This is a genomic window from Faecalibacterium sp. An58 (genome assembly GCF_002161515.1).
GTDB classification, from domain to species: Bacteria; Bacillota; Clostridia; order Oscillospirales; family Ruminococcaceae; genus Faecalibacterium; species Faecalibacterium avium.
In genome coordinates, this window is sequence record NZ_NFHX01000002.1 from 76,783 (window position 1) to 100,778 (window position 23,996).

At 60.8% G+C, this 23,996-nt stretch carries 22 protein-coding genes and 1 tRNA gene; 17 read left to right on the top strand and 6 right to left on the bottom strand.

Annotated elements, in window-relative coordinates; genetic code table 11:
* Nucleotides 1-19: 19 nt before the first annotated feature.
* Genes lon through hslO form a run of 4 tightly spaced genes read left to right on the top strand, consistent with a single transcriptional unit; the run spans nucleotide 20 to nucleotide 4,755 of the window.
* Nucleotides 20-2,473, top strand: coding sequence for an endopeptidase La (gene lon, locus B5G12_RS02780; RefSeq protein WP_087228532.1), 2,454 nt, complete (start codon nucleotides 20-22; stop codon nucleotides 2,471-2,473).
* A gap of 21 nt (nucleotides 2,474-2,494) precedes the next feature.
* A complete protein-coding gene (gene yihA / locus B5G12_RS02785) occupies nucleotides 2,495-3,112 on the top strand; it encodes a ribosome biogenesis GTP-binding protein YihA/YsxC (RefSeq protein WP_087228534.1) in 618 nt (205 codons plus the stop codon).
* Complete coding sequence (locus B5G12_RS02790; protein WP_087323653.1) at nucleotides 3,102-3,863, top strand: class I SAM-dependent DNA methyltransferase; 762 nt, start codon at nucleotides 3,102-3,104, stop codon at nucleotides 3,861-3,863. The genes yihA and B5G12_RS02790 overlap by 11 nt, the downstream gene beginning before the upstream one ends.
* Nucleotides 3,856-4,755 (top strand): Hsp33 family molecular chaperone HslO, encoded by a 900-nt coding sequence (gene hslO, locus B5G12_RS02795; protein WP_087323655.1) that lies wholly within the window; start codon nucleotides 3,856-3,858, stop codon nucleotides 4,753-4,755. Before B5G12_RS02790 ends, hslO begins: the two co-directional genes overlap by 8 nt.
* Nucleotides 4,756-4,833: 78 nt before the next feature.
* Here the strand turns inward: hslO and B5G12_RS02800 are convergent, their stop codons facing one another.
* Both B5G12_RS02800 and B5G12_RS02805 read right to left on the bottom strand, forming a co-directional pair.
* Entirely contained in the window at nucleotides 4,834-5,979 is a 1,146-nt protein-coding gene (locus tag B5G12_RS02800) for a sporulation protein YqfD (RefSeq protein WP_087323656.1), read from the bottom strand.
* Nucleotides 5,980-5,993: 14 nt separating this feature from the next.
* On the bottom strand, nucleotides 5,994-6,284 hold the full coding sequence (locus B5G12_RS02805; protein WP_087228542.1) for a YabP/YqfC family sporulation protein: 291 nt from the start codon (nucleotides 6,282-6,284) through the stop codon (nucleotides 5,994-5,996).
* Nucleotides 6,285-6,391: 107 nt separating this feature from the next.
* On the opposite strand from B5G12_RS02805, the gene B5G12_RS02810 reads away from it, so the two are divergent.
* Complete coding sequence (locus B5G12_RS02810; protein ID WP_087323658.1) at nucleotides 6,392-7,453, top strand: hypothetical protein; 1,062 nt, start codon at nucleotides 6,392-6,394, stop codon at nucleotides 7,451-7,453.
* Nucleotides 7,454-7,507: 54 nt separating this feature from the next.
* Here B5G12_RS02810 and B5G12_RS02815 read toward each other — a convergent pair.
* Nucleotides 7,508-7,583, bottom strand: a tRNA-Thr gene (locus B5G12_RS02815).
* A 294-nt stretch (nucleotides 7,584-7,877) separates the two neighbouring features.
* Between B5G12_RS02815 and B5G12_RS02820 the strand changes: the two genes are divergently transcribed.
* From B5G12_RS02820 to aguB, 12 genes are all read left to right on the top strand, one after another.
* Nucleotides 7,878-8,840: a PhoH family protein gene (locus tag B5G12_RS02820; RefSeq protein WP_087228546.1), complete on the top strand. Its 963-nt coding sequence runs from the start codon at nucleotides 7,878-7,880 to the stop codon at nucleotides 8,838-8,840.
* 37 nt (nucleotides 8,841-8,877) lie between these two features.
* Complete coding sequence (ybeY, locus tag B5G12_RS02825) at nucleotides 8,878-9,369, top strand: rRNA maturation RNase YbeY (RefSeq protein ID WP_087228548.1); 492 nt, start codon at nucleotides 8,878-8,880, stop codon at nucleotides 9,367-9,369.
* 87 nt (nucleotides 9,370-9,456) lie between these two features.
* Nucleotides 9,457-10,404, top strand: a complete 948-nt coding sequence (era, locus tag B5G12_RS02830) for a GTPase Era (protein ID WP_242955903.1) — start codon at nucleotides 9,457-9,459, stop codon at nucleotides 10,402-10,404.
* 159 nt (nucleotides 10,405-10,563) lie between these two features.
* A complete protein-coding gene (gene recO, locus B5G12_RS02835; protein WP_087323660.1) occupies nucleotides 10,564-11,352 on the top strand; it encodes a DNA repair protein RecO in 789 nt (262 codons plus the stop codon).
* 4 nt (nucleotides 11,353-11,356) lie between these two features.
* Nucleotides 11,357-13,774 carry an endonuclease MutS2 gene (locus tag B5G12_RS02840; protein ID WP_087228552.1) on the top strand — a complete coding sequence of 806 codons (2,418 nt, stop codon included), beginning with the start codon at nucleotides 11,357-11,359 and terminating at the stop codon, nucleotides 13,772-13,774.
* 113 nt (nucleotides 13,775-13,887) lie between these two features.
* Nucleotides 13,888-14,730, top strand: a complete 843-nt coding sequence (locus B5G12_RS02845) for an N-acetylmuramoyl-L-alanine amidase family protein (protein ID WP_087323663.1) — start codon at nucleotides 13,888-13,890, stop codon at nucleotides 14,728-14,730.
* A gap of 559 nt (nucleotides 14,731-15,289) precedes the next feature.
* Nucleotides 15,290-16,738, top strand: coding sequence for an aminotransferase class I/II-fold pyridoxal phosphate-dependent enzyme (locus tag B5G12_RS02850; protein WP_087323665.1), 1,449 nt, complete (start codon nucleotides 15,290-15,292; stop codon nucleotides 16,736-16,738).
* A 25-nt stretch (nucleotides 16,739-16,763) separates the two neighbouring features.
* On the top strand, nucleotides 16,764-17,618 hold the full coding sequence (speE, locus tag B5G12_RS02855; RefSeq protein ID WP_087228812.1) for a polyamine aminopropyltransferase: 855 nt from the start codon (nucleotides 16,764-16,766) through the stop codon (nucleotides 17,616-17,618).
* 44 nt (nucleotides 17,619-17,662) lie between these two features.
* Nucleotides 17,663-18,925: a saccharopine dehydrogenase family protein gene (locus B5G12_RS02860; RefSeq protein WP_087323666.1), complete on the top strand. Its 1,263-nt coding sequence runs from the start codon at nucleotides 17,663-17,665 to the stop codon at nucleotides 18,923-18,925.
* The gene (gene nspC, locus B5G12_RS02865; protein ID WP_087323669.1) at nucleotides 18,925-20,073 is read left to right on the top strand and encodes a carboxynorspermidine decarboxylase; all 1,149 of its coding nucleotides are present in this window, start codon (nucleotides 18,925-18,927) and stop codon (nucleotides 20,071-20,073) included. The genes B5G12_RS02860 and nspC overlap by 1 nt, the downstream gene beginning before the upstream one ends.
* Before the next feature lie 23 nt (nucleotides 20,074-20,096).
* Nucleotides 20,097-21,176 carry an agmatine deiminase gene (gene aguA, locus B5G12_RS02870; RefSeq protein WP_087228562.1) on the top strand — a complete coding sequence of 360 codons (1,080 nt, stop codon included), beginning with the start codon at nucleotides 20,097-20,099 and terminating at the stop codon, nucleotides 21,174-21,176.
* Nucleotides 21,177-21,189: 13 nt separating this feature from the next.
* Nucleotides 21,190-22,071 (top strand): N-carbamoylputrescine amidase, encoded by an 882-nt coding sequence (aguB, locus tag B5G12_RS02875; protein ID WP_087323671.1) that lies wholly within the window; start codon nucleotides 21,190-21,192, stop codon nucleotides 22,069-22,071.
* Nucleotides 22,072-22,504: 433 nt separating this feature from the next.
* Here the strand turns inward: aguB and B5G12_RS02880 are convergent, their stop codons facing one another.
* The 3 genes from B5G12_RS02880 to B5G12_RS02890 form a co-directional block, all read right to left on the bottom strand.
* The gene (locus B5G12_RS02880; RefSeq protein WP_087323673.1) at nucleotides 22,505-23,122 is read right to left on the bottom strand and encodes a hypothetical protein; all 618 of its coding nucleotides are present in this window, start codon (nucleotides 23,120-23,122) and stop codon (nucleotides 22,505-22,507) included.
* 7 nt (nucleotides 23,123-23,129) lie between these two features.
* A complete protein-coding gene (locus tag B5G12_RS02885) occupies nucleotides 23,130-23,528 on the bottom strand; it encodes an SRPBCC family protein (protein ID WP_087323675.1) in 399 nt (132 codons plus the stop codon).
* A 79-nt stretch (nucleotides 23,529-23,607) separates the two neighbouring features.
* Nucleotides 23,608-23,838 carry a hypothetical protein gene (locus B5G12_RS02890; protein ID WP_087323677.1) on the bottom strand — a complete coding sequence of 77 codons (231 nt, stop codon included), beginning with the start codon at nucleotides 23,836-23,838 and terminating at the stop codon, nucleotides 23,608-23,610.
* Nucleotides 23,839-23,996 lie beyond the last annotated feature (158 nt).

Here is a 23,996-nt window from a genome sequence, read left to right on the forward strand (position 1 = left end):
GCCTTGGGAGGTTCACACAATGTCTGAGAAAGTTACGATCAAGGTGGAGCGGCAGGTGCTCCATCTTCCTGCCATTGCCCTGCGCGGGCTGGTGGTCTTCCCAAACAACCTGGTCCATTTTGAGGTGGGCCGTGAAAAGAGCATCGCCGCCATCGAATGGGCGATGAGCAACAATTCCAACGTGTTCCTGGTGGCCCAGAAAAAGATGGACACCGACGAACCCGGCTGGTCGGACCTGTTTACCTATGGCGTTGTGGCCGAAATCAAGCAGGTGCTGCGGGTCTCGGACGAGCTGGTGCGGGTGCTGGTGGAGGGCAAGTACCGCGCCCGTATGACCCAGCTGGACAACGAAGGCAAGTTCCTGCTGGCGGCGGTGCAGCCTGCGCCCGTACAGAGCGTCCGGGAGGAGGAGACCCTCCAGGCGGACGCTCTGGTGCGCAGCCTCAAGAGCGTCTTTGACGAATACCTCGCTTTGAACCAGCGTCTGGCCAAGGATGTGGTGTTTGCCATCGTGTCCAGCGATGACCCTGTCTTTTTGAGCGAGTACATCCCTGCCAATCTGCTGCTGCGCTATGAGGACAAGCAGGCGGTGATGGATGAGAACACCCTGATGGGCCGACTGGAAAAACTGATCGAGCTGCTGCGCCGGGAGTGCCAGGTCATGCAGATCGAAAAGGAGATCAGCGACAAGGTCAACGAGTCGATGGACAAAAACCAGCGGGACTACTACCTCCACGAACAGCTGAACATCATCAGCAGCGAACTGGGGGAAGGGGATGACACCCACGCCGAGGCAGAGGACTACCGCCGCCGCATCCTGGCCCTCCAGCTGGGAGAAGAGAGCGAGCAGAAACTGCTGAAGGAAGTGGATCGTCTGGCCCGGATGCAGGGCAGCAACCAGGAGGCCACGGTGATCCGCACCTACCTGGATACCTGTCTGGACCTGCCATGGAATACCTTCACCGAGGATGATCTGGATATCGTCAAGGCTCAGGAGATCCTGGACCGGGACCACTATGGCCTGAAAAAGGTCAAGGACCGCATCCTGGAGATGCTGGCCGTCCGCAAACTGGCCCCCGATGTCAAAGCCCAGATCATCTGCCTGGTGGGTCCTCCGGGCGTGGGCAAGACCAGCATTGCGCGTTCCATCGCGGCCTGCCTCCATCGCAAGTACGTCCGGCTCAGCCTGGGCGGCGTACGGGATGAGGCGGAGATCCGGGGCCACCGGCGCACATACATCGGCGCTATGCCCGGCAAGATCATCAGCGCCATGATCTCGGCCAAGAGCCAGAACCCGCTGATCCTGCTGGACGAGATCGACAAGCTGGCAGGGGATTTCCGCGGCGACCCCGCCGCCGCCCTGCTGGAGGCGCTGGACCCCGAACAGAACAATACATTCAAGGACCATTTCCTGGACATCCCCTACGATCTGAGCCACGTCCTGTTCATCACCACGGCCAACGACCTGGGCAGTATCCCGGCGCCTCTGCGGGACCGGATGGATATCATCGAGCTGCCCAGCTATACCCGCGTGGAAAAATACAACATTGCCCGCCAGCATCTGCTGCCCAAGCAGCTGGAGCTGTGCGGCCTGACCGGCAAGGTAACTTTGTCCAAGGGAGCCCTTTACGGCCTGATCGACGGCTATACCCGGGAGGCAGGCGTCCGCAGCCTGGAGCGCATCATCACCAGTGTGCTGCGCAAGTGCGCCCGCAAGATCGCCGCCGGCGAGACGGAGAAGGTGTCGGTCACCGAGTCGATGCTGGAAGAACTGCTGGGTCCCCGTGTGGTCAAGCCGGAGTTCCTCAACCGGGACAATGCTGTGGGCATCGCCAACGGCCTGGCCTGGACCAGCGTAGGCGGCGAGACTTTGCCCATCGAGGTGCAGGTGATCGAGGACGGTTCGGGCAAGATCACCGTCACCGGCTCTCTGGGCGACGTGATGAAGGAGAGCGCCCAGCTGGCCATCACCTATGCCCGGGTCCATGCGGCGGAATACGGCATCGACACCGAAAAGCTGAAAAAGTGCGATCTGCACATCCATGCTCCGGAAGGCGCCATCCCCAAGGATGGCCCTTCGGCCGGTGTCACCCTGACCACCGCCCTGATCTCCTGCCTGTCCGGCCGCCCCGTGCGGGGAGATGTGGCCATGACCGGTGAGATCACCCTGCACGGCTATGTGCTGCCCATCGGCGGCCTGCGTGAAAAGAGCATGGCGGCTTACCGGGAGGGGATGAAGCTGGTGCTGATCCCCAAAGACAACGAGAGCGACCTTTACGATGTGGACGAGGAGGTCAAGCAGAACCTGACCTTCATGCCTGTTTCCACTTTGGAGCAGGTGCTGGATACGGCGCTGCTCAAGCCTGCCAAGTCCATGCCCACTCGGCGCACCCGGGCCAGAAAGCCCAAGACCAGCGACGCCATCCTGCCGCCGCCGGCCGAAAAAACGCCGCAGCCGGGGGTCGTCTGCTGAACCGATCCAAAGGGGGAAACCATGAATTACAACAAAGCGGCCTTTCTGGCAAGCTATGGCATTTCCAGCCAGCTGCCCGACAGCGGACGGCCTGAGATCAGTTTTTCGGGCCGGTCCAATGTGGGCAAGTCCAGCCTGATCAACAAGCTGTGCAACCGCAAGAACCTGGCCCGGGTGTCCAGTACGCCGGGCAAGACCGCCACCATCAATTTCTATGAGGTGGACAGCTGCTATTTTGTGGACCTGCCCGGTTACGGCTATGCCAAGGTCAGCAACGCCGACCGCCAGCGCTGGGATGAGCTGATCAACAGTTATTTCGATGCCCAGCGCAACCACACCCTGCTGGTCCAGCTGATCGACTGCCGCCACGACATCAGCGCCGACGATGCGCAGATGCTGCGGTATCTGCACTATCACCAGATCCCCTATGTGGTGGCTCTGACCAAGGCCGACAAGCTGAAAAAGAGCCAGCTGGAGCAGACCCGCCAGGCCTTTGAGAAGGTGTGCCTGACCTTTGGGTGCAAGGCTGTGGTGCTGACCAGCGCCGAAAGCGGCTATGGCATTCCTCAGCTGCAGGCCATCCTGGACGCCGCCGTTGCGGGGGCGCCGGGTGAGGGAGAACAGACGAATGGCTTATAACGAATTTGCCTATTTTTACGATTCCTTCAATGAGGATGCAGATTACGAGGCGCTTTACCGCCATGTCAAAGGCCAGCTGGACGCCCATGGCATCACGGACGGCATTCTGGCCGATCTGGGCTGCGGCACCGGTGAGCTGACCCTGATGCTGGCCCAGGCCGGTTACGATATGATCGCCATTGACCAGTCGGAGGAAATGCTCTGTGTGGTACGGGACAAAGCCGACCAGCTGGAGCTGACCGGCAGGCTCCTTCTGCTGCAGCAGGATCTGTGCGATCTGGATCTCTACGGCACCATTCGGGGGGCGGTGTCTACCTTTGACACCTTCAACCATCTGCCTGAGCTGGACAAAGCCATCGCCAACGCCGCTTTCTTTATGGAAAAGGGCGGAGTGCTGCTCTTTGATATGAATACGCCCTACAAACACCGGGAAGTGCTGGGCAACAACACCTTTACCTTTGCAGCGGACGAGGCGGACTGCGTCTGGAAAAACCATTTGGAAGAGGACGGGCGAAAAGTCCGCATAGCCCTGGATGTGCACGACCACGAAACAGGGGAGCGTTTCCACGAGGAATTCTGTGAGTATACATATCCGCTGGACCAGATCCGCGCCTCGCTGGAGCGGCACGGCTTCACTTTGGAATCCGTCTGCGATGGAGAGACGTTTGGCCCGCTGACCGACACCAGCGAGCGGTATTTCTTCTGTGCGGTCAAAAATTATACACAGCTGGAAGGAGAACAAAATGGCTGAATTGATCCGCGGTCTGTCCGAAAATGGCGGGATCGTATTTTGCGGTATAAATTCCACCGATATCGTCTGCAAAGCGGAGCGGCTGCACAAGACCAGCGCCACCTGCAGCGCGGCTCTGGGCCGGCTGCTGACCGGCGCGGCCTTGATGGGTTCGATGTTGAAAGATGACCGCGACCGCATCACCCTGCGTGTGAACGGCGGAGGGCCTGCCGGTCTGCTCATTGCCTGCACCGACGGCACCGGCAATGTCAAAGGCTGCATCGACCATCCGCTGGTTGAGATGCCCCCCCGGGCCGACGGCCATCTGGATGTAGGGGGCGCAGTGGGCAGGGACGGCGTCCTGACGGTGATCCGGGACAATAAGCTCCAGAAGGAGCCGACCGTGGGGCAGGTGCCCCTGGTATCGGGTGAGATCGCCGAGGACCTGACGGCCTACTATGCTTACAGCGAGCAGATCCCCACGGTGTGCGCCCTGGGCGTTTTGGTGGACCCGGATCTGAGCATCCACTGCGCAGGCGGATACCTGGTGCAGCTGCTGCCCGGAGCCACCGATGCGGAGATCACCCGGCTGGAGGCCAACATCGCCGCCATGCCCTCGGTGACCGAGATGCTGCAGGCCGGCGCCACCCCGCGGGATATGATGGAAAAGGCGCTGGCCGGATTTGCACCCTCGGTGCTGGAGACCCGGCAGGTCTTTTACCGGTGCGACTGCAGCGAGGAGCGTACCCGGGAGATGCTGCTCAGTTTAGGCCGCAGGGAACTGGAAAAGCTCCGGGATGAGGACCCCCGGTGCGAGGTGGTGTGCCATTTCTGCCACAGCAAATATGAGTTTGACCTCAACCGGCTGCTGGCCGAACTGCCGCCTCAGGAGGAAGCTCCTGCCGCCCCGTGACGGCGTCTTTCCCGAAACAATGCTGCATATGAAAAAGCTGGCCGCGCTTTGGGGCACGGGCCAGCTTTTTTGTGCGGTCTAACGCTGTACGATATCTGCCAAAAGGGTATAGGTGACGGTATAATCCAGGCTGCCGGCCCGCATTTTCACTTGCTCTTTTCTGGCTGCGATCCGGGCGCCGGGCCATTCGGCCTCCAGCGCCTGGAGACAGTGGAGGCGTGCCATGGCCAGAGCCAGCCCGTCGGGGTAGTCGGTCTGTCCCGCTTCCGTTTGATATACGGTGGTCTCCTCGATGGAGACCGGCAGGGGAAACCCCGCAGGGGCCAGCTGGATGTGGCGCGTGACGGCACTGCCCTCTGCGCCGGAGCCCCAAAGGTTTGGAAGGGCAAGCTCCAGACCGCCGCAGCGCAAAAGCAGATGGATGCGGGTGGCGCCGGTCAGCAGCGGGACCTGAGCGGAGAGGGGCTGCTGCCAGGCGGCCGTCCACTCGAACCGGGCGGTCACAGTGCCGGCGGCCGGGGCAAAAATAGGGGTGCCGTCCCGCTCGGTGCGGGATGTGCCGATCAAAGGCTGGCCTGCCTCCACCTGCTGGCCGGGGGTCACAAGGGCGGTGCCGCTCTGCAAATCCACCGCCTCTACCGTGCCGCCGGTCCTGGCACACAGCGTCTGCCACTTGCCCGAAAAGATGGCGGGGACCGGTTTGGCAGGAGTGACCTCCACCTGCAGCCTGCCCCCGAAGAAATTAAGGCTGGCCCATGAGAATTCCCCGCTTTGCAGCAGGGCGTATTCACCGGCGGCCAGCCGCTCCTGCGTGACATATGCGCCGGGTTCCAGTCCGGCTCCGGTCCGCAGCACGATGGCGGCGCGAGCCTGCTGGCCGGTGGACAGGGCGCCGTAATCCACAGCCCAAACCAGGCTGCGGCTCCAAAGCAGAAGGGGCACAAAGAGGGCAGCTCCCACCCAAAGGCCGGTGCGCCGGAACAGAGGGCGCAGGCAGAAGAACAGCCCCATCCGTTTTTGGATGCGCAGCCGCACACGACGCCGGCGCGCCATGGAAGCCAGCCGCCGGTAACGCCAGGCGGCACACTGTCCCGCAAAGCCGTCCGGCCGGGCTGTGAGCCGGGAGAGATGGAGCCCGCCGCTGGCGGCTGCATTCAGCAGACCTTCGGTGTTTCCGCCGCGGGCCGTGAAGGATACCATGGCCCAGAGCTGCAATGCGTCCATCCGCCCGCCTCCTTTTATGTTCCGTCCGAAAAGTCGGTCCGCACAAACCGGCCCTGGAGTGTGATCCGGTGGGCTGCGAGGGACAGGATCTGCATCTCGTCCCCATACACCGTAAAGATGCCGCCGTACAGCTCCAGGCAGAGTTTGCTGCTGTCATAGGTGCGGATCTGCCGGAAGTTCTGGATCTCCATCTGGGTGCCGGTCATATAGACAGACGGCTGGCGGTAGATCCCCGCAGGGGGCTGGCGGAACAGCAGCTTGAGCCAGCCCTGCGGCGTAAGCCGCCTTTTGTGTTGTTTCGACACCGTTTTCCCTCCTGTTGGCAGCCCTGCGGCGGTGTGCGGACAGGCGCTCCGTTGGCCGGAATGCCGCGCCGTCCCTGTCCATATATATGGAAGCAGGGGGGCTGCTTATGTATTGCCGCTGCTTTTTTCAACGATGGGTGCTGGTCCTGCTGGCGCTGCTGACCGCGGCGCTGCCCTTTGCCGCGCCGACGGCCTGCGCCCAGGCTTTGCGACAGGGACTGGTTCTGTGCGGGGGACCGCTGCTGCTGTCGCTGTTCCCGTTTTTGATCGTATCCACCCTGATGGTGCGCAGCGGCGGCGGGGACCTTTTGGGCCGCCTGCTGGCGCCCGCCGCCCGTCTGGCCGGCGCTTCCAGCCCCTGTGCCGGCGGTGTGCTGCTGATGGGGCTGAGCGGCGGCTTTGCCCCTGCGGCCAACGCCGCGGCCCAGGCAGTCCGCGCCGGGCAGCTGGACGCCCGGGAGGCAGCCTGTCTGCTGCCCGCCTGCATTTGTTCAGGCCCTTCCTTTGTGATCCTGACGGTGGGGCAGGGGATGCTGGGCAGCATGGCACTGGGCGTGCGGCTGTTTCTGGCACAGGCGGTGGCTGGGCTGGCCTCGGCGGCATTTCTGCGCTGTGCGTGCCGGCAGCGACGGCAGCCTGCCTCTGCCGGGACACCCCAGCAGCCTGTATGGCAGCCGGTACGGCTGGATGCGGTCATTGCCGAGGCTGCTGTGACGTATTGCAAGCTGTGCGGCTTCATTCTGTATTTTCGGCTGCTGGCGGGAGGATTGGGGACATTGCTGCCCGGCAGCAGCCTCCCTGCCGCCATGCTGCTGGAGGTGTGTTCCGGCTGCGACCTGGCCGCCCGGAGCGGGCGGTGGGCCAGCTGGCTGTGCTGCGCAGCCATCAGTTTGCAGGGCCTTTCGGTGCTGCTCCAGGTGCGGACCATCTGCCCGCCGGAGATATCCTTCCGGCCTCTGCTGCTGGCGCGGGCGCTGCATCTACCTCTGTCTTTGGGATTGTTTCGCCTGCTGCTCTGGCTGCCGGGCGGGGAACAGTCTGCCGCTGCTGTGCTGCACAAGTCCCCGGCCATCCTGCGCCGGGTGCCGCCGGACTGTGCGCTGCTGGCCTTTCTGGGATGCTGTCTGATCCTCTGCCAGCTCTGCCGCAGCCTGCCGCCTCAAGAATGACGGAGATAAAACAGAAATCCCCGGGACCGTTTTCTACGATCCCGGGGATTTGGATGGAGCTACTGATCCGATTCGAACGGACGACCTGCTCATTACGAGTGAGCTGCTCTACCGGCTGAGCCACAGTAGCATACCACGTTTGCTGCAACGCAACTTATTTTATCACAAAAGACGCCGGGTGTCAAGCGATCCCCTTTGCCCTGCGGCGATGGAGAAAGCACGGGCCGTTTTGCCGGAAGGCAGCGGGCTGTGCCTACATGGTAAACCGCTTGAATACGTATCAAAAATTTTGTGTGATTTTCACAGTTTCCACTGTAAAGTTTTGGTGATATAATAAAGCATAGAATTATAGTCTGTGTTAAACTGGGCAGGTGTGCGGCACCTGCGCAAAATCCGATCCATCATTCAGTGCGGGAGGGAACCCATGGCAGAAAAGAGCATCGAACTGGACAGTGTAGAGATCGCCGCCGCAGTGTTTGGCAACTGCGACAGCAACATCCGCCTTCTGGAAAAAGAGTTTTCCGTCACGGCCACTTGCCGGGGCACCATGCTGCGCCTGGCCGGGGAGGAGGAGAATGTGGCGGCCGCAGCCCGGGCGGTGGAAAGTATGCTGCTCCTGATCGAGAATCACACGCCGTTGGAGGACCAGACCGTGCACTACTGCATGAGCCTGGCCCACGACGGCGAGGAAAAACGGGTCCGGGAGCTGACCGAGGACTTTGTGGCGGTCACCGTCAAAGGCCGGCCCATCCGGCCCAAGACGCTGGGGCAGAAGGAATATCTCAACGCCATCCGCACCCATCCCATCACCTTTGGGGTGGGGCCTGCCGGTACCGGCAAGACCTATCTGGCGGTGGCGATGGCGGTCAAAGCCTTCAAGGCAAAGGACGTCTCCCGCATCATCCTGACCCGGCCGGCTGTGGAGGCCGGCGAAAAACTGGGTTTTCTGCCCGGCGATCTGCAGCAGAAGGTGGACCCCTACCTGCGGCCTCTGTATGACGGCCTGCTGGATATGCTGGGCGCCGAGAGCTTTGAGCGTCTGGTGGAAAAGCAGCTGATCGAGGTGGCCCCCCTGGCCTATATGCGGGGGCGCACCCTGGACGACTCTTTCATCATTCTGGATGAGGCCCAGAACACCACACCGGAGCAGATGAAGATGTTCCTGACCCGGATGGGCAACGGTTCCAAGGTGGTGGTGACAGGGGACGTGACCCAGATCGACCTGCCCGACCGGACCCGCAGCGGCCTGGTGGATGCTTTGCAGGTGCTCAAGAATATTTCCGGGATCGCACAGTGCTATTTCAACGAAAAGGACGTGGTGCGCCATCGTCTGGTGCAGGAGATCATCAAAGCCTATGAGGCTGCCGCGCACCCCGCGAAACGCTGATGGTAAAGCGCCGCCAAAAGAAAGGAGCGGACTGACAATGTCCAATAAAGTTCTTATCACCAACGCGCAGAAGGCAGTCAAGGTACCATCCGGCCTGCGCATCCTGATCCGCCGGGCCTGCAACGCTGTGCTCGAATATGAAAAGTTTGAGGGGCCGGCCGAGATCAGCGTCACCTTCGTGGACAACGCGGCCATTGCGGAGCTGAACAACCAGTACCGCAGCAAGCCCATGCCCACCGATGTGCTCAGCTTTCCGCTGGGCGAGGGCGGCCAGTACGACGTGGACGGCAACAACGGCTGCAAGATGCTGGGGGACATCGTCATCAGCATGGAGCGGGCCATGGAACAGGCCAACCTCTACGGCCATTCGTTGCAGCGGGAAGTGGCTTTTTTGACGGTCCACTCGATGCTGCATCTGCTGGGCTATGACCATGAGAACGGCGGCCTAGAGGCCGTCCGTATGCGGGAGCGGGAGGAAGCCATCCTTTTGCAGCTGGGACTGCCCCGCACGGTCAGTTATACCGAATGAGACCCGCAGCCGGGAAAGCAGGATGTGGAACAGCCCAACCCGGCAGATTGGCGGCTATACACCGAGGATGGAAAGAGAGTAAGACTTTTGAATCATACCGAGAATAAAACAACCGAACATACACACGAGGCGCGGACTGCCTCGGTCTTTGTGGCGGTGATCGGCCGGCCCAATGTGGGCAAATCCAGCCTGACCAACCTCCTGGTGGGGGAAAAGGTAGCCATCGTCACTTCCAAGCCCCAGACCACCCGCACCCGCATCACGGGTGTGATCACCAGAGGACCCTTGCAGTATGTCCTGCTGGACACCCCGGGCGTCCACAAGGCCAAGAACAAGCTGGGCAAGCGGATGGACAAGACCGCCAGCGACTCGGTGGGGGATGTGGATGTGTCCATGATGCTGTTTGAGCCGCATCCCGGCCTGAACGAGTCGGAGCAGATGCTGATCGACGCGCTGCGCCGCAGCGGGCCTGCCATTGCGGTCATCAACAAGATCGATCTGGTCAAGGACCCTGCCGAGCTGGAAGCACGCAAAGCGGAGCTGGAAGCGCTGGGCGTATTTGACCAGGTCTGCACCGTCAGCGTCCGGGACAACCGCAACTGTGAGCAGCTGTTTGAGCTGCTGAGCCGCTATGCGGTGGAGGGGCCTCATTACTTTGACGATGACGCCTACACCGATATGCCCGAAAAAGAACTGGTGGCCGAGCTGATCCGGGAAAAGGCGCTGCTGTTCATGCGGGATGAGATCCCCCATGGGCTGGCCGTGGTGGTAGAGCGGTTCAAGGAGCGCCCCGGGACCGACCTTGTGGACATCGATGTAAACATTTACTGTGAGCGGGAGAGCCACAAGGGAATGGTGATCGGCAAGGGGGGCGCCATGCTCAAAAAGATCGCCAGCGCCGCCCGGGTGGACTGCGAGGACTTTTTGGGCTGCCGGGTCAACCTGCAGTGCTGGGTCAAGGTCAAGCCGGACTGGCGGGACAATGAGTTCCTGCTCAACAGCTTCGGTTTCCGGCAGGACCCCGGCCGCAAGTGACCCTTTGCACGGTCAGGCCGCCGCGACAGAAACGAGAAAGCGGGTGCTGACATATGGATGCTGAACGCTGCTGGCAGCGGTTTGCCCGGACCGGACGGATCGACCACTATCTGGATTACAGACGGGCCGCCGCCGCGGCGTCTGCCGGAGGAGGGTACGATGGACGAGTTTGTGATCATGGGGCTGGTGCTGCAGGAGATCGAGTACGGCGAGTCGGACCGGATCATCAAGATCCTGACGGCTGAAAAGGGGCTGATCTCGGCCTTTGCCAAAAACAGTATGCGACTGACCAGCCACCTTTTTGCAGCCTGCGGCCAGCTGTGCTATTCGGAATTTGTGCTGCGGCCCGGGCGGAACGCCGATGACAAAATGTACACCGTTGTGGAAGCGGGATACGAAACGGATTTTCGGGATATCATTTACAGCTTTGAGGCCCAGGGTGTCGCCATGTATATGGTGGAATACACCCTCGGCCTTTCCTTGGCGGACCAGCCCGCCGAGAAAGAACTCAAACTGCTGATGAACTGCCTGTATATGATCTGCAAGAAAAAAGCCGACCCCAAGATCGTCAAGGCGGTGTTCGAGCTGCGGATGTGCTGCGAGTGCGGCTTTTTGCCCCAGCTGCTCTGCTGCAGGGATTGCGGCGCTTATGACGGGGAACGCTTCTACCTGGATATGGAGGACGGCCATCTGCTCTGCGAGGACTGTGCAGCCAAAGCAAAGGTGACCTGCAACCTGGATAAGGGGGCGCTGTTCGCGGTGCGTTACATCTGTCTGACAGAGGATAAAAAGCTGTTCGGTTTCCGGATCTCGGCCAGCAGCGCCGGATATCTCTTTGCTGTGGCCGAGCAGTACGCCCTGGCTCACATGGACAAGCCTCTGAATACCCTCAAGTTTTTGCGGTCCCTGTCCTCCTGGGACCCGGATCAAAAGCAAACAAAGGATTGAACCAATGGATACAAGTTTTTTTAAAACACTGGAGCTGAATAAGATCATCGAGCGGGCTGCCGCCGGATGCGTCTGTCAGGAGGCCAGGGCGAAGATGCTGGAGCTGACGCCCCAGTGCGACCCGGACGAAGTCCGCTATGCCCTGGAGCAGACCGACGCCATCAACACCCTCCTGATCAAAAACGGATCGCCCCGTTTTGGCGGCGTGGAGGGGGTCAGCGCTCTGGCCACCCGTGCCGTCAAGGGGGGCGTCCTGTCGATGGGTGAGCTGCTTTTGGTGGCGGGCACCCTGCGCAACTTCCAGAATCTGAGCAGCTGGTACGGTTCCACCGACCACGATATGCTGCCCACCGACGATCTGTTCTACGCCCTGGCTCCCCAGCCCGGTCTGGAACAGCAGATTTCGGCCGCTATTCTGGCGCCTGACACCATGGCAGATACCGCCTCCCACACCCTGAACGATCTGCGCAAAAAGATCCGCGCCACCGAAAACGCCATCCGTGACCGTCTGGAGAATATGGTCCACAATATGGAGTCCTCCAAATATCTGCAGGAGGCGGTGGTCTCGATCCGCAACGGACGGTATGTGGTGCCCGTTAAAAGCGAATACAGGGGCGAGATCAGCGGTATCATCCACGACGTCTCCTCCACCGGCGCCACCGTTTTCGTGGAACCCCAGGCCGTGGTGGAAGCCAACGCCCGCATCCTGCAATACCGGGCCCAGGAGGCCCAGGAGATCGAGCGGATCCTGACCGCTTTCACCAGCCAGGTGGCGGCCATCGAGCCCCAGTTCCAGTACAGCTACAAGGCCATGCTGGAGATCGACATCCTGCTGGCCAAGGCCCGCATGGCTCTGGAGATGAAGGCTTTCAAGCCCGCCGTCCGGTATGACGCTTCGTTCTCGCTGGTGCGCGCCCGCCATCCTCTGATCGACCCGGCCAAATGTGTGCCGGTGGATATCGCGCTGGGGCAGGACTATGACGCGCTGATCATCACCGGCCCCAACACCGGCGGCAAGACGGTGACCCTGAAAACCGCCGGCTTGCTGTGCGCCATGGCCCAGTGCGGTTTTTTGATCCCTGCGGATGAGCGCAGCGAGGTCTGTGTCTTTCAGGAATACCTGGTGGATATCGGCGACGAGCAGAGCATCGAGCAGAGCCTTTCCACCTTCTCGGGCCATATGACCAAGATCACCGGCATTCTTGAGCTGGCCGGCCCCGGCACCCTGGTGCTGCTGGACGAGCTGGGCGCAGGCACCGACCCCGCCGAGGGCGCCGCCCTGGCTGTGGCCATCATCGAGGAACTGCGCCGCCGCAAGGTGCTGCTGATGGCGACCACCCATTATGCCGAGCTGAAAGTGTTTGCCCTGGAGACGCCCGGTGTGGTGAACGCCAGCTGTGAGTTCGATCTGGAGACTTTGCGGCCCACATATAAGCTGAGCGTGGGCGTGCCGGGTAAATCCAATGCATTCCTGATCAGCGAAAAGCTGGGCATCCCCGAGCGGGTCATCCAGGCCGCCAAGCAGCATCTGTCTGCCGATGACAAGCGGCTGGACGCCGTGCTGGGGCAGCTGGACGATCTCAAGCTTCAGCTGAAAGAGAGCCAGGACCAGGTGGAGCAGCTGCGCCACGAGGCGGCCCATCAGCTGGAAGACGCCCAGAAAAAGAAAGAGGAGCTGATCCGCCAGGGTGAAAACGAGCTGGAAGCAGCCCGGGCCAAAGCCCGCACCCTGGCCCAGCAGGTGGAGAACGAAGCCTACAATCTGACCGAGGAGCTGCGCCGCATCCAGAAGGATGAAAAGACCAGCGCCCAGCAGCGTGCCCAGCGTGCGCGGGAGATCGCCAAGAAAGAGTCGGCCAAGCTGTTTGCAAACTCGGACGTGGTCCACAACCCGGTGCGGGAATTTGTGCCCCTGAAAGAGGTGCGGGTGGGCCAGGAGGTCTGCATCGCGGAGCTGGGCCAGCTGGCTACCGTGCTGGCTCTGCCGGACCGCAACGGGGACGTCCTGGTGCGGGCGGGCATCGTCAAAACCAAGGTGCCCCTGAAGGGCCTCAAGCAGCCGGACAAGATGGAAAAGACGCCCGCCGCCCCCAAGACCAAAGCCCAGCAGCGCTACACCCGCCAGACCGGAGATGGCAGCCGTTCGGGCGGCGGCCATGTGGAGCGGGTGCGCAGGGATGCCAAAATGGAATGCAACCTGCTGGGACTGACGGTGGATGAGGCGATCCAGGAAGCGGATTCCTTCATTGACCGGGCGATCCTGAACGGGCAGTCCACGGTCTACCTGATCCATGGCAATGGCACCGGCGCGCTGCGCAATGCCATCCAGAAGCACCTGCGGGGGCACCGGATGGTCAAGAGTTTCCGTCTGGGCCGTTACGGCGAAGGCGAAAGCGGCGTGACCGTCGTGGAGCTGAAGTAAATCGGGCCTTTTGTGAAAAATACAAGAAAACGACCGCCCGTCTGTCATTTTGGGGCGGTCGTTTTCGTTTTGAAGTGAAGGGAGACCAAACAGGGAGGGAACGAAGGCACAGGATGAGAAAACAGCGCAGAAGGATCGCATCGAAACACAGCAGGCCGGTCCGCGTCGGCTGGCAGGCTGTCGCCCTGGCCGCCGCGGTGGCACTGGGCCTTGCTTTACGCATAGGCAGCGCACTGTACGGCGCACCGGATACCTACCGGGAAGCCAGTGCCGTGGAGGAGCCGGGACCGGATTTCCGTCCCGAAGTGGGGGACCCGCCCTATGTGGTGGCTGTGGATGCAGGGCATGGGGGCAGTGACCCCGGCGCCACCGGGGTGGTGGTGGAGCGGGACATGACCGCTGCCACGGCCGAGGCGCTGCTGGCCTGGCTGAGGGCAGACCCCAATTATCAGCCGGTCACCACCCGTGCGGGGTATGATGTCACAGCCACCCCCACCGAACGGGTGCAGCAGGCCAACCGGCAGCGAGCCGACCTGCTGCTGTCCATCCACGGAAATTCTGCCGCCACCGAGGCAAGCGGCTTCGAGTGTTACCCCATTACGCCGGGGCGCACCTGGCATAGGGAGAGCGTTTATTTTGCGCGGCTGCTGGCGGAAGGGATGCAGGCCGCCGGCAGCACCCTGCGGGGGCAGGGCGGGGTGCGCTACATCTATTACCAGCAGGGGCAGAAGGTGCTGGCGGAGGCCAACGACCTGCAGATTCGGGACGAGGAGACTTTCACTGTGCTGGAGCAGGCGGACTGTCCGGCTGTGCTGGCGGAACAGTGCTTTGTGACGAATGCCGGGGATGTGGATCGGTTTGGAGACACCGATGGCTGTCAGCTGGCCGCCAGAGTCTACTACCAGGCCATCTGTGCCTATTTCGGCACCACGCCTTTGGAACAGGCCGCGCCGTAAAAGAATGGCCGCTGCGCACAGGCAGCGGCTTATTTTATCCGCTGCAAAAAGCCGGACGGCTGCGCTCATACGCGGTTTTCCGACAGAAAGGGATAAAGAATGAAAGGATTTTCACACAACTGCTTGACAAGTGAAAAAAACATGATACAATAAACTCGAAATGTGTGCGTTCCATGCACGCAAATAGATTAGGCCGGGCACCCATCCGGGGTGCCTAAAGCTCATCGGACAGGGCTGGCCGCTGCCGCGTGTGGCGTAAAGCGCCACAACATTATTGAACGGGCCGTGTGCCCGGAAATTTTATAAGTTGGTCCTTTTTGTAACCCCGTGCGGATGCGCACACCACTTGTGAAACGTCAATAAGAGCAGCAGAACAGCCCCTCGATCTATTTGCTGAAGCCCTCTTTGCAAGGTATGGCCCGGCGCCTGGCGCGCCATGTCCCACCAGATGGGACGGCGGCCCCTTTAGAATGTTTCCACAAGCAGTGTGCCTGCAAGGGTGCGCTGCTTTTTATTTTGCGGCGCGGCAGGGAATCTATGCAGGAGAGGGAGATGTTCATTGGATCGGGAGCGTCAAAAAAGAGCGCCTATCTACGAGGCGCTGGAAAGGTTCCGACGGCAGAGGGTAGTACCCTTTGACGTGCCGGGACACAAGAGAGGGCGCGGCAACCCGGAGCTGGTAGAGCTTTTGGGAGAGCGCTGCGTCGGGATCGATGTCAATTCGATGAAACCGTTGGATAACCTTTGCCATCCGGTTTCGGTCATCAAGGAGGCAGAGGAGCTGGCCGCCGACGCCTTCGGCGCAGCCCATGCGTTTTTGATGGTGGGCGGCACCACCAGCAGTGTGCAGGGCATGGTGCTGACCGCCTGCAAGCCGGGGGATAAGATCATCCTGCCCCGCAACGTGCACAAGAGCGCCATCAATGCGTTGGTGCTGTGCGGGGCGGTGCCGGTCTACATCGACCCCAAAGTGGACACCGACCTGGGCATTCCGCTGGGGATGGAGGTGGAAGACGTGCGGGCCGCCATCGAGGCAAACCCCGATGCTGTGGCCATCTTCATCAACAACCCCACATACTACGGCATCTGCTCCGACCTGCGCAGGCTGGTGGAGCTGGCCCACAGCCATGGAATGCTGGCCCTGGTGGATGAGGCGCACGGCACCCACCTGTATTTTGGGCCGGCCCTGCCCCTCAGCGGCATGGCAGCCGGCGCGGATATGGCGGCCGTCTCGATGCACAAATCGGGCGGCAGCCTGACCCAGAGTTCGCTGCTTTTGTGCGGTCCCGGGGTCAATGTGGGCTATGTGAGCAATATCATCAACCTGACCCAGACTACCAGCGCTTCCTATCTGCTGATGTCCAGCCTGGATATCAGCAGGCGCAATCTGGCCATGCGCGGCAGGGAGAGCTTTGCCAAGGTGGTGGACATGGCCGAGTATGCCCGGCATGAGATCAACGCCATCGGGGATTACTACGCCTTCGGTTCCGAACTGATCAACGGCGGCAGCGTCTATGACTTCGACGTCACCAAGCTGGCGGTCAACACCCGCGGGATCGGGCTGACCGGCATCGAGGTTTACGACCTGCTGCGGGATGAGTACGATATCCAGATCGAATTCGGGGATCTTTCCAACATCCTGGCCTATATCTCCATCGGGGATCGCATCCAGGACATCGAGCGGCTGGTGGGCGCGCTGGCAGATATCCGACGCCTCTATTCCAAGCCCAAAAGCGACCTGTTTACGGCAGAATATATCACGCCCCAGGTCAAGGCCACGCCCCAGCAGGCGTTCTATTCGCCCAAGGAGAGTCTGCCCCTGCGCCAGACCGCAGGGCGGATCTGCACCGAGTTCGTCATGTGCTATCCGCCGGGGATCCCCATTCTCGCCCCCGGCGAAGTGATCACCCCGGAGATCATCGATTACATCGAGTTTGCCAAGGCCAAGGGCTGCTCGATGCAGGGGCCCGCAAGCGAGGATATCTCTGAACTGAACGTTTTGGCCTGAAAGGAGGATACATCCCATGCAGGAGATGGATTACTGGTTTGGCGAACTGCACACCGCCAACGTCAAGACCTGTATCCGGGTGGACCGGCAGCTTTACAGCGGCACCAGCGATTTTCAGCGGATCGACGTGTTTGATTCCCCCGAATTCGGCCGGTTCCTCACCTCGGACGGCAGCGTTATTTTTTCCGAAAAGGATGAGTTCACCTACGACGAGATGATCGTCCATGTGCCCATGGCGGTCCACCCTGACGTCAAGCGGGTGCTGGTCATCGGCGGCGGGGACGGCGGCGTCGCCCGGGAACTGTCCCACTACCAGGAGATCGAAGTCATCGATGTGGTGGAACCGGACAAGATGTTTGTGGATGTCTGCCGCAAATTCTTCCCCGACAACGCCTGCGGCCTGGATGACATCCGTGTGCGGGTGTACTACGAGGACGGCCTGCGCTTTTTACGCGGCAAAGAGGATGAGTACGACCTGATCATCAACGACTGCACCGACCCTCTGGGCCATGCGGCCGGCCTGTTTACCAAAGAGTTCTACGGCAGCTGCTACAAGGCCCTGCGCGAGGACGGCATCATGGTCTATCAGCACGGCAGCCCCTTCTTTGACGAGGATGAGGAGACCTGCCGCGCCATGCACAAAAAGGCATACCGCTCGTTCCCCATCAGCCGGGTATACCAGGCCCATATCCCCACCTGCCCGGCAGGGTACTGGCTGTTTGGCTTTGCCAGCAAAAAGTACCATCCCATCAAGGACTTTGACCCCAAGCGCTGGAACAAGCGCAACATCAAGACCTGGTACTATACCACCCACCTGCACCGCGGCGCCTTTATGCTGCCGCGTTATGTCGAGGACCTTTTGAAAGAGGAAGAAGATTGATCCAGGGCCTGACCCTGGCGTTTGAGGATGAAAGGAGATCAACTATGAGCAAACTGCTTGTCATTGGCTGCGGCGGCGTCGCCTCGGTGGCGATCCAGAAGTGCTGCCAGAATTTCGAGACTTTCCCTGAACTGTGCATTGCCAGCCGCACGGTTTCCAAGTGCGATGCACTGAAGGCCAAGCTGGAGGCCGCCGGCACCCCGGTGAAGATCACCACCATGACCGTCAATGCCGACGATGTGGAGGACATCAAGCGGGCGATCAACGCGTACCAGCCCAACCTGGTGCTGAACGTGGCCCTGCCTTACCAGGATCTGGCCATCATGGACGCCTGCCTGGCCTGCGGTGTGCACTACATCGACACCGCCAACTATGAGCCCGAGGATACCGACGATCCCGCCTGGCGCGCTATCTACGAAAAGCGCTGCAAGGAGGAAGGCTTCACCGCCTACTTTGATTACAGCTGGCAGTGGGCTTACAAGAAAAAGTTTGAGGAGGCCGGCCTGACCGCCATCCTGGGTTCCGGCTTTGATCCGGGCGTCACCAGCGTCTTCAGCGCCTATGCCCTCAAGCACTACTTTGACGAGATCCACACCATCGATATCCTGGACTGCAACGGCGGCGACCACGGCTATCCCTTCGCCACCAACTTCAACCCCGAGATCAACCTGCGTGAAGTGTCGGCCAACGGCAGCTACTGGAAAGACGGCCACTGGGTGGAGACCAAACCCATGGAGATCAAGCGGGAGTACGATTTCCCCCAGGTGGGCAAAAAGGATATGTACCTGCTGCATCACGAGGAGATCGAGAGCCTTGCCAAGAATATCCCCGGCGTCAAGCGGATCCGCTTCTTCATGACCTTCGGCCAGAGCTATCTGACCCACATGAAGTGTCTGGAAAACGTGGGTATGCTGTCCACCAGCCCCATCAACTTTGAGGGGCATGAGATCGTACCCATCCAGTTCCTCAAGGCGCTGCTGCCCGATCCCGCTTCGCTGGGGCCCCGCACGGTGGGCAAGACCAACATCGGCTGCATCTACACCGGCGTCAAGGATGGCAAAGAGCGTACCATCTATATCTACAACGTCTGCGACCATCAGGAGTGCTACAAGGAACTGGGCAGCCAGGCCATCAGCTATACCACCGGCGTGCCCGCTATGATCGGCACCGCTCTGGTGGCCAATGGCCAGTGGCGCAAGCCCGGCGTCTACAACCTGGAGGAGATGGATCCCGATCCCTTCATGGAGATGCTGAACCAGTACGGCCTGCCCTGGGTGGTGGATGAGCATCCCGCCACGGTGGAGTGATGGACCGCCAGAATTGCACCGAGCCGGGGCTGCGCACCCCGGTATATGTGGTGGATGAAAGCGCGCTGCGCCGCAATCTGGAGATCCTGGCCGGGGTGCAGCAGCGCACCGGCTGCCGCATCCTGCTGGCTCAAAAGGCGTTTTCCATGTTTCGGGTCTACCCGCTGATCGGACAGTATCTGGCGGGCGCCACTGCCAGCGGCCTGTTCGAAGCGCAGCTGGCCCATGAGGAAATGCCCGGCAAGGAAAACCATGTTTTCAGCCCGGCCTTTACGCCGGAGGAAATGGCCCGGATCGTTCGGATCTGTGACCACATCAGCTTCAATTCCATCGCGCAGCTGGAGGCACACCGCCCGGCCTGGCAGGCGGCGGGGGTCAGCGTGGGACTGCGGGTCAACCCCGAGCACTCCACCCAGGAAGGCCATGCCATCTATGACCCCTGTGCGCCGGGCAGCCGTCTGGGCATCCGCAGGCAGGATCTGCCCGACACCCTGCCGCAAGGGGTGGAGGGCCTGCACTTCCACACCCTGTGCGAACAGGATGCCGCTCCGCTGGTAGAGACCTTTGCCGCGTTTGAAAAGAGCTTTGGCAGCTATCTGCCCGGTCTCAAATGGCTGAACCTGGGCGGCGGGCATCACATCACCCGGCCGGGGTATGACATCGCGGCCCTGGAGGATCTGATCCGCTCGATCCGGGAAAAATACGACCTTGCGGTCTATCTGGAGCCGGGGGAGGCCATCGCCCTCCAGGCTGGCACCCTGATCACCACCGTGCTGGACGTTGTTCAGGCAGCCGATATGCCGGTGCTGATCCTGGACACTTCGGCCGCCTGCCATATGCCCGATGTGCTGGAGATGCCTTACCGTCCGCCCCTGTACGGCGCGGGGCTGCCGGGTGAAAAGCCCTGCACCTGCCGCCTTGGCTCGCGCACCTGCCTGGCCGGGGACGTGATCGGTGAATACAGCTTTGATGTCTGCCCAAAGGTGGGGGACCGGCTTGTGTTTGGCGATATGGCGATCTATTCCATGGTCAAAAACAACACCTTCAACGGTATGCCTCTGCCGGATATCGCCCTGCGGCATCCGGACGGCAGCTGTGAGGTGGTGCGCCACTTTGATTATCAAGATTTCAAGATGCGGCTGTCCTGACAGCCCGAAAGAGGAGTTTGCACATGTACAAAATGCCGGCTGAATATGCGCCCCACCGGGGCACCCTGATGATCTGGCCGGTCCGTCCCGGCAGCTGGGGAAAAGATCCCCGCGCCGCACAGGCGGCCTTTGTCCGGGTGTTCGAGGCGATCACCCGCAGCGAGGAACTCTACCTGCTGGCCGGCCCCGACCATTTCAGGGAGGCGCAGGCGGCAGTGGCCCGCCTGGACCGGGTGCACCTGCTCTGCATCGATTCGGATGACGCCTGGGCCCGGGATGTCGGCCCCACCTTTGTCAAGGAGGGGGACAGCATCAAAGGGATCAGCTGGAGTTTCAACGCCTGGGGCGGCACGGTGGACGGTCTTTATGCGGATTGGCGCAAGGACGACGCCGTGGCCCGTGCCTTCTGCGAGGCGGTTGGCCTGCCCTGTGAGGATGCCGCGCCTTTTGTCCTGGAAGGGGGCAGCATCCACACCGATGGAGAGGGGACGGCCCTCGTGACCGAGAGCTGTCTGCTTTCAGCAGGGCGCAACCCCGCCATGAGCCGGCAGGAGATCGAAGCGGAGCTCTGCCGGCGGCTGGGGGTGGAAAAGGTACTCTGGCTTCCCCGCGGCATCTACAACGATGAGACGAACGAGCATGTGGACAATGTCTGCGCCTTTGTAGGGCCTGCCCAGGTGGTGCTGGCCTGGACCGATGACCCGTCCGACCCGCAGTATGCGCTTTCGGCGGCTGATCTGGACTACCTGCAAAGCGTCACCGATGCCAGGGGAAGGCGGCTGACCGTGCACAAGCTGCCCATCCCGGATCATCCCATCCTGTGCAGCGAGGAGGATTGCAGCTCCTATGCCTTTGAGCCGGGAGAGGATACCCGGGAGCCGGGGGAGCGCCTGGCTGCCAGCTATGTCAATTTCTATTTTACCAACGATGCTGTGCTGGTGCCGCAGTTTGGGGGCGAGAACGCCGCCAGCGATGCCCGGGCCTGCGCCATCCTGCAAGAGCTGTGCCCGGACCGGCAGGTGATCGGCCTGCCCGCCCGGGAGATCCTGCAGGGCGGAGGCAATATCCACTGCATCACCCAGCAGATACCGCTGTCATTGTAAGGAGGGGAATGCGATGCCTCAGACCATTGTTGCGGCCATCCAGATGACCTGTGCCGCCGACCCGGCCGAAAATCTGGCCCGCGCCGAGGAACTGGTGCGGCAGGCCGCCGCCCAGGGCGCTCAGATCGTCCTGCTGCCGGAACTGTTCGAACGCCCGTACTTCTGCCAGGAGCGCAGGTACGAATACTACGACTACGCACTGCCTGTTTCGGAAAATCCTGCGGTGCAGCGCTTTTCTCAGGTGTGCCAGGAGCTGGATCTGGTGATTCCTGTCAGCTTTTATGAAAAAGACGGCACCAGGCTGTTCAACAGCGTCGCCATGATCGATGCGGACGGCAGCATCCTGGGAGTTTACCGCAAGACCCATATCCCGGATGACCACTACTATCAGGAGAAGTTTTATTTCACGCCCGGCAACACCGGCTTCAAGGTGTTTGATACCCGGTACGGCAGGGTAGGCGTGGGCATCTGCTGGGACCAGTGGTTCCCGGAGACGGCCCGCTGCCTGGCTCTGGCCGGGGCGGACGTCATCTTGTATCCAACAGCGATCGGCAGCGAACCCATCCTGGATGTGGACAGCGCAGGCCACTGGCAGCGCACCATGCAGGGCCATGCGGCGGCCAATGTGATCCCGGTGGCGGCTGCAAATCGCTATGGCACCGAAGTAGTGGTGCCGTGCAGGGAAAACGGCGGCCAGCACAGCGCGCTGCGGTTTTATGGCACCAGCTTCCTGACCGACGAGACGGGGGCTGTGGTGGCACAGGCTGGCCGGGATCAGGATGAAGTGCTGACTGCCAGCTATGACTTTGCGGCCATCCGGCAGGCCCGTATGGAATGGGGGCTGTTCCGGGACCGCCGGCCTGCGTGCTACGGGGCCATCTGCGACTTGCGCTGATGCGCTGCGAGCCTTTGGAAAAAAGATAAGATCAGGAACAACGCATCCTTACATCTGTGCGGGGCACAGGTGAGGGGATGCGTTTTGCATTGGCCGCTGCACAGGCCGCGGCGCAAAATCCCGGGCGGATGGACAAGAGAGGAGAAGCTTTTTTGCCTATGTATATATTTCGTATAATGCACGTTATACGAAAAATGGGGAAGCGAAAAAGCCCTTTTCGGCCACTTTTGGGCCTTTTGGCCGGTTCCGGCGGTTTCCGGACCCGCTGGGTCTGGTTTTGGTACGGCTGCATGGATCTGCATTTTATGTTCCAAATTTGCTTGTTTTTCGATCAACGAAAAAACTCCCGGTCATTCTATCCGGGAGTTTGCCTTTGAGCTTTGGATCCTGTTTGGTTTCGTTTGTCCACGCCTGCCAGCGCCGTGCTGTAATGTTAAGGATTCCTTGCAAAGTAGTCGCTGCAAAACCCGAACCATTGTTCCTGGTAGTCCTGATGCCGCAGCGGCAGAATGTCTTTGGGGCTCCAGACACCTCTGCGCTTGGCTTCCTTTGCAAAGTCCCAAATGTACGCGCCCGCCTTGCTTTCATAGACCTGTACCGTCTGCCAGCCCTGCGCCGCCGCTGCATACATCCGGCTGTGGCCGTCCAGCGACACCCAACGGCCGCTTTGGGGATCGCGAACCACCGGGACGATCACGTCATCACTATTTCGTATAAAATGTGAGACCGCCTCTACCTTGTCGATATCTACAAAGAATTGAGACGGCTGGATGCTCTGAAGGCTTGCACGCTGCAGCAGCACCGGCGGATATTCTGCGATGATCCGTCCATCTGCATCGTAAAACACAGTGATATGCTCCGCATAGTCGCGAAACACGTCAATGATTTCGGAAATATTCGTATCATCGTCAAAGAACACAGACGCGGCGTTTGGACCGCAAATTTTGAAGGCACAAGGCCTCGCACCATCGATCAAAAAGGCGCCGTGTTCCCATAAGACTTCCTGCGGAAAGCGGTTGTCCGTATAGTCATGGATGCGCTCGATCTGCATATTTGTGTTACCTTTCCAGCGCCTTGCGCAGGTCTGCCGCAAACTGCGTCTGGTGCCGTTTCAAATACAGCTTGACAAAGGGCTTCATCCACAGCTTTTTTGCCGTGACCTGCTCGGTGAAGTCGATGACGGTACCAGCGCCGCGCTGCCGGAACACACCGGTCCAGTGGCCGGTCATGTGGCTGCTCTCCATATCAAATTCCCAGCGGGCATAGGGGTCTACCCTTGTGACTGTGAATTTTGTAACTGCGCCGTCCCTGGCATACTCCATAAACACGGTTCGGTTCAGCACCTCTACCCGGTCCAGATCGCTGCGCCATTGGGGATACCGGCCCACGTCGGTGACCAGATCCCAGACCTGGCGCAGATCCGCAGCCAGTGCGGTTTTCAGTTTGGAAGTTGTCATATCGTCGCCTTTCTTGTTATCATAGGAAATGTCCGGTGTCAGACAGTATATGCAGCGCGCCGTCAAAGGGTTCCATTTCTCAGGCTTCTGACTCTCCGTCGTAGCGCGCTTTGACCCTTTGGATGTCCTCGCGGTCGATCCATTCTTCCGTATAACCGCAGCCGCAGCAGACATACCGGTACACCGGCGCGGTAGAAAAAATGGTCATGCCCAGCGGGATGTAGTTGCCTGAGCCATAGGCGCCTGCTTTGCCCGGTACGGTGATGATATCGCGGCTGCCGCATTTGGGGCAGGTATGGGAATATCTCATAACCATCCTCCTTTTCCGACACAGAACAAAATCAGATATTCGGGGATCCAGGTGAACACGGCGACCAATACGCACAGTCCTATGCAGAAAAGAAGCCATATGACCTGCCCTATCCGCGCAGCGACAATTGGATCCTGCCGAGCGGGCATAAGCCGGCC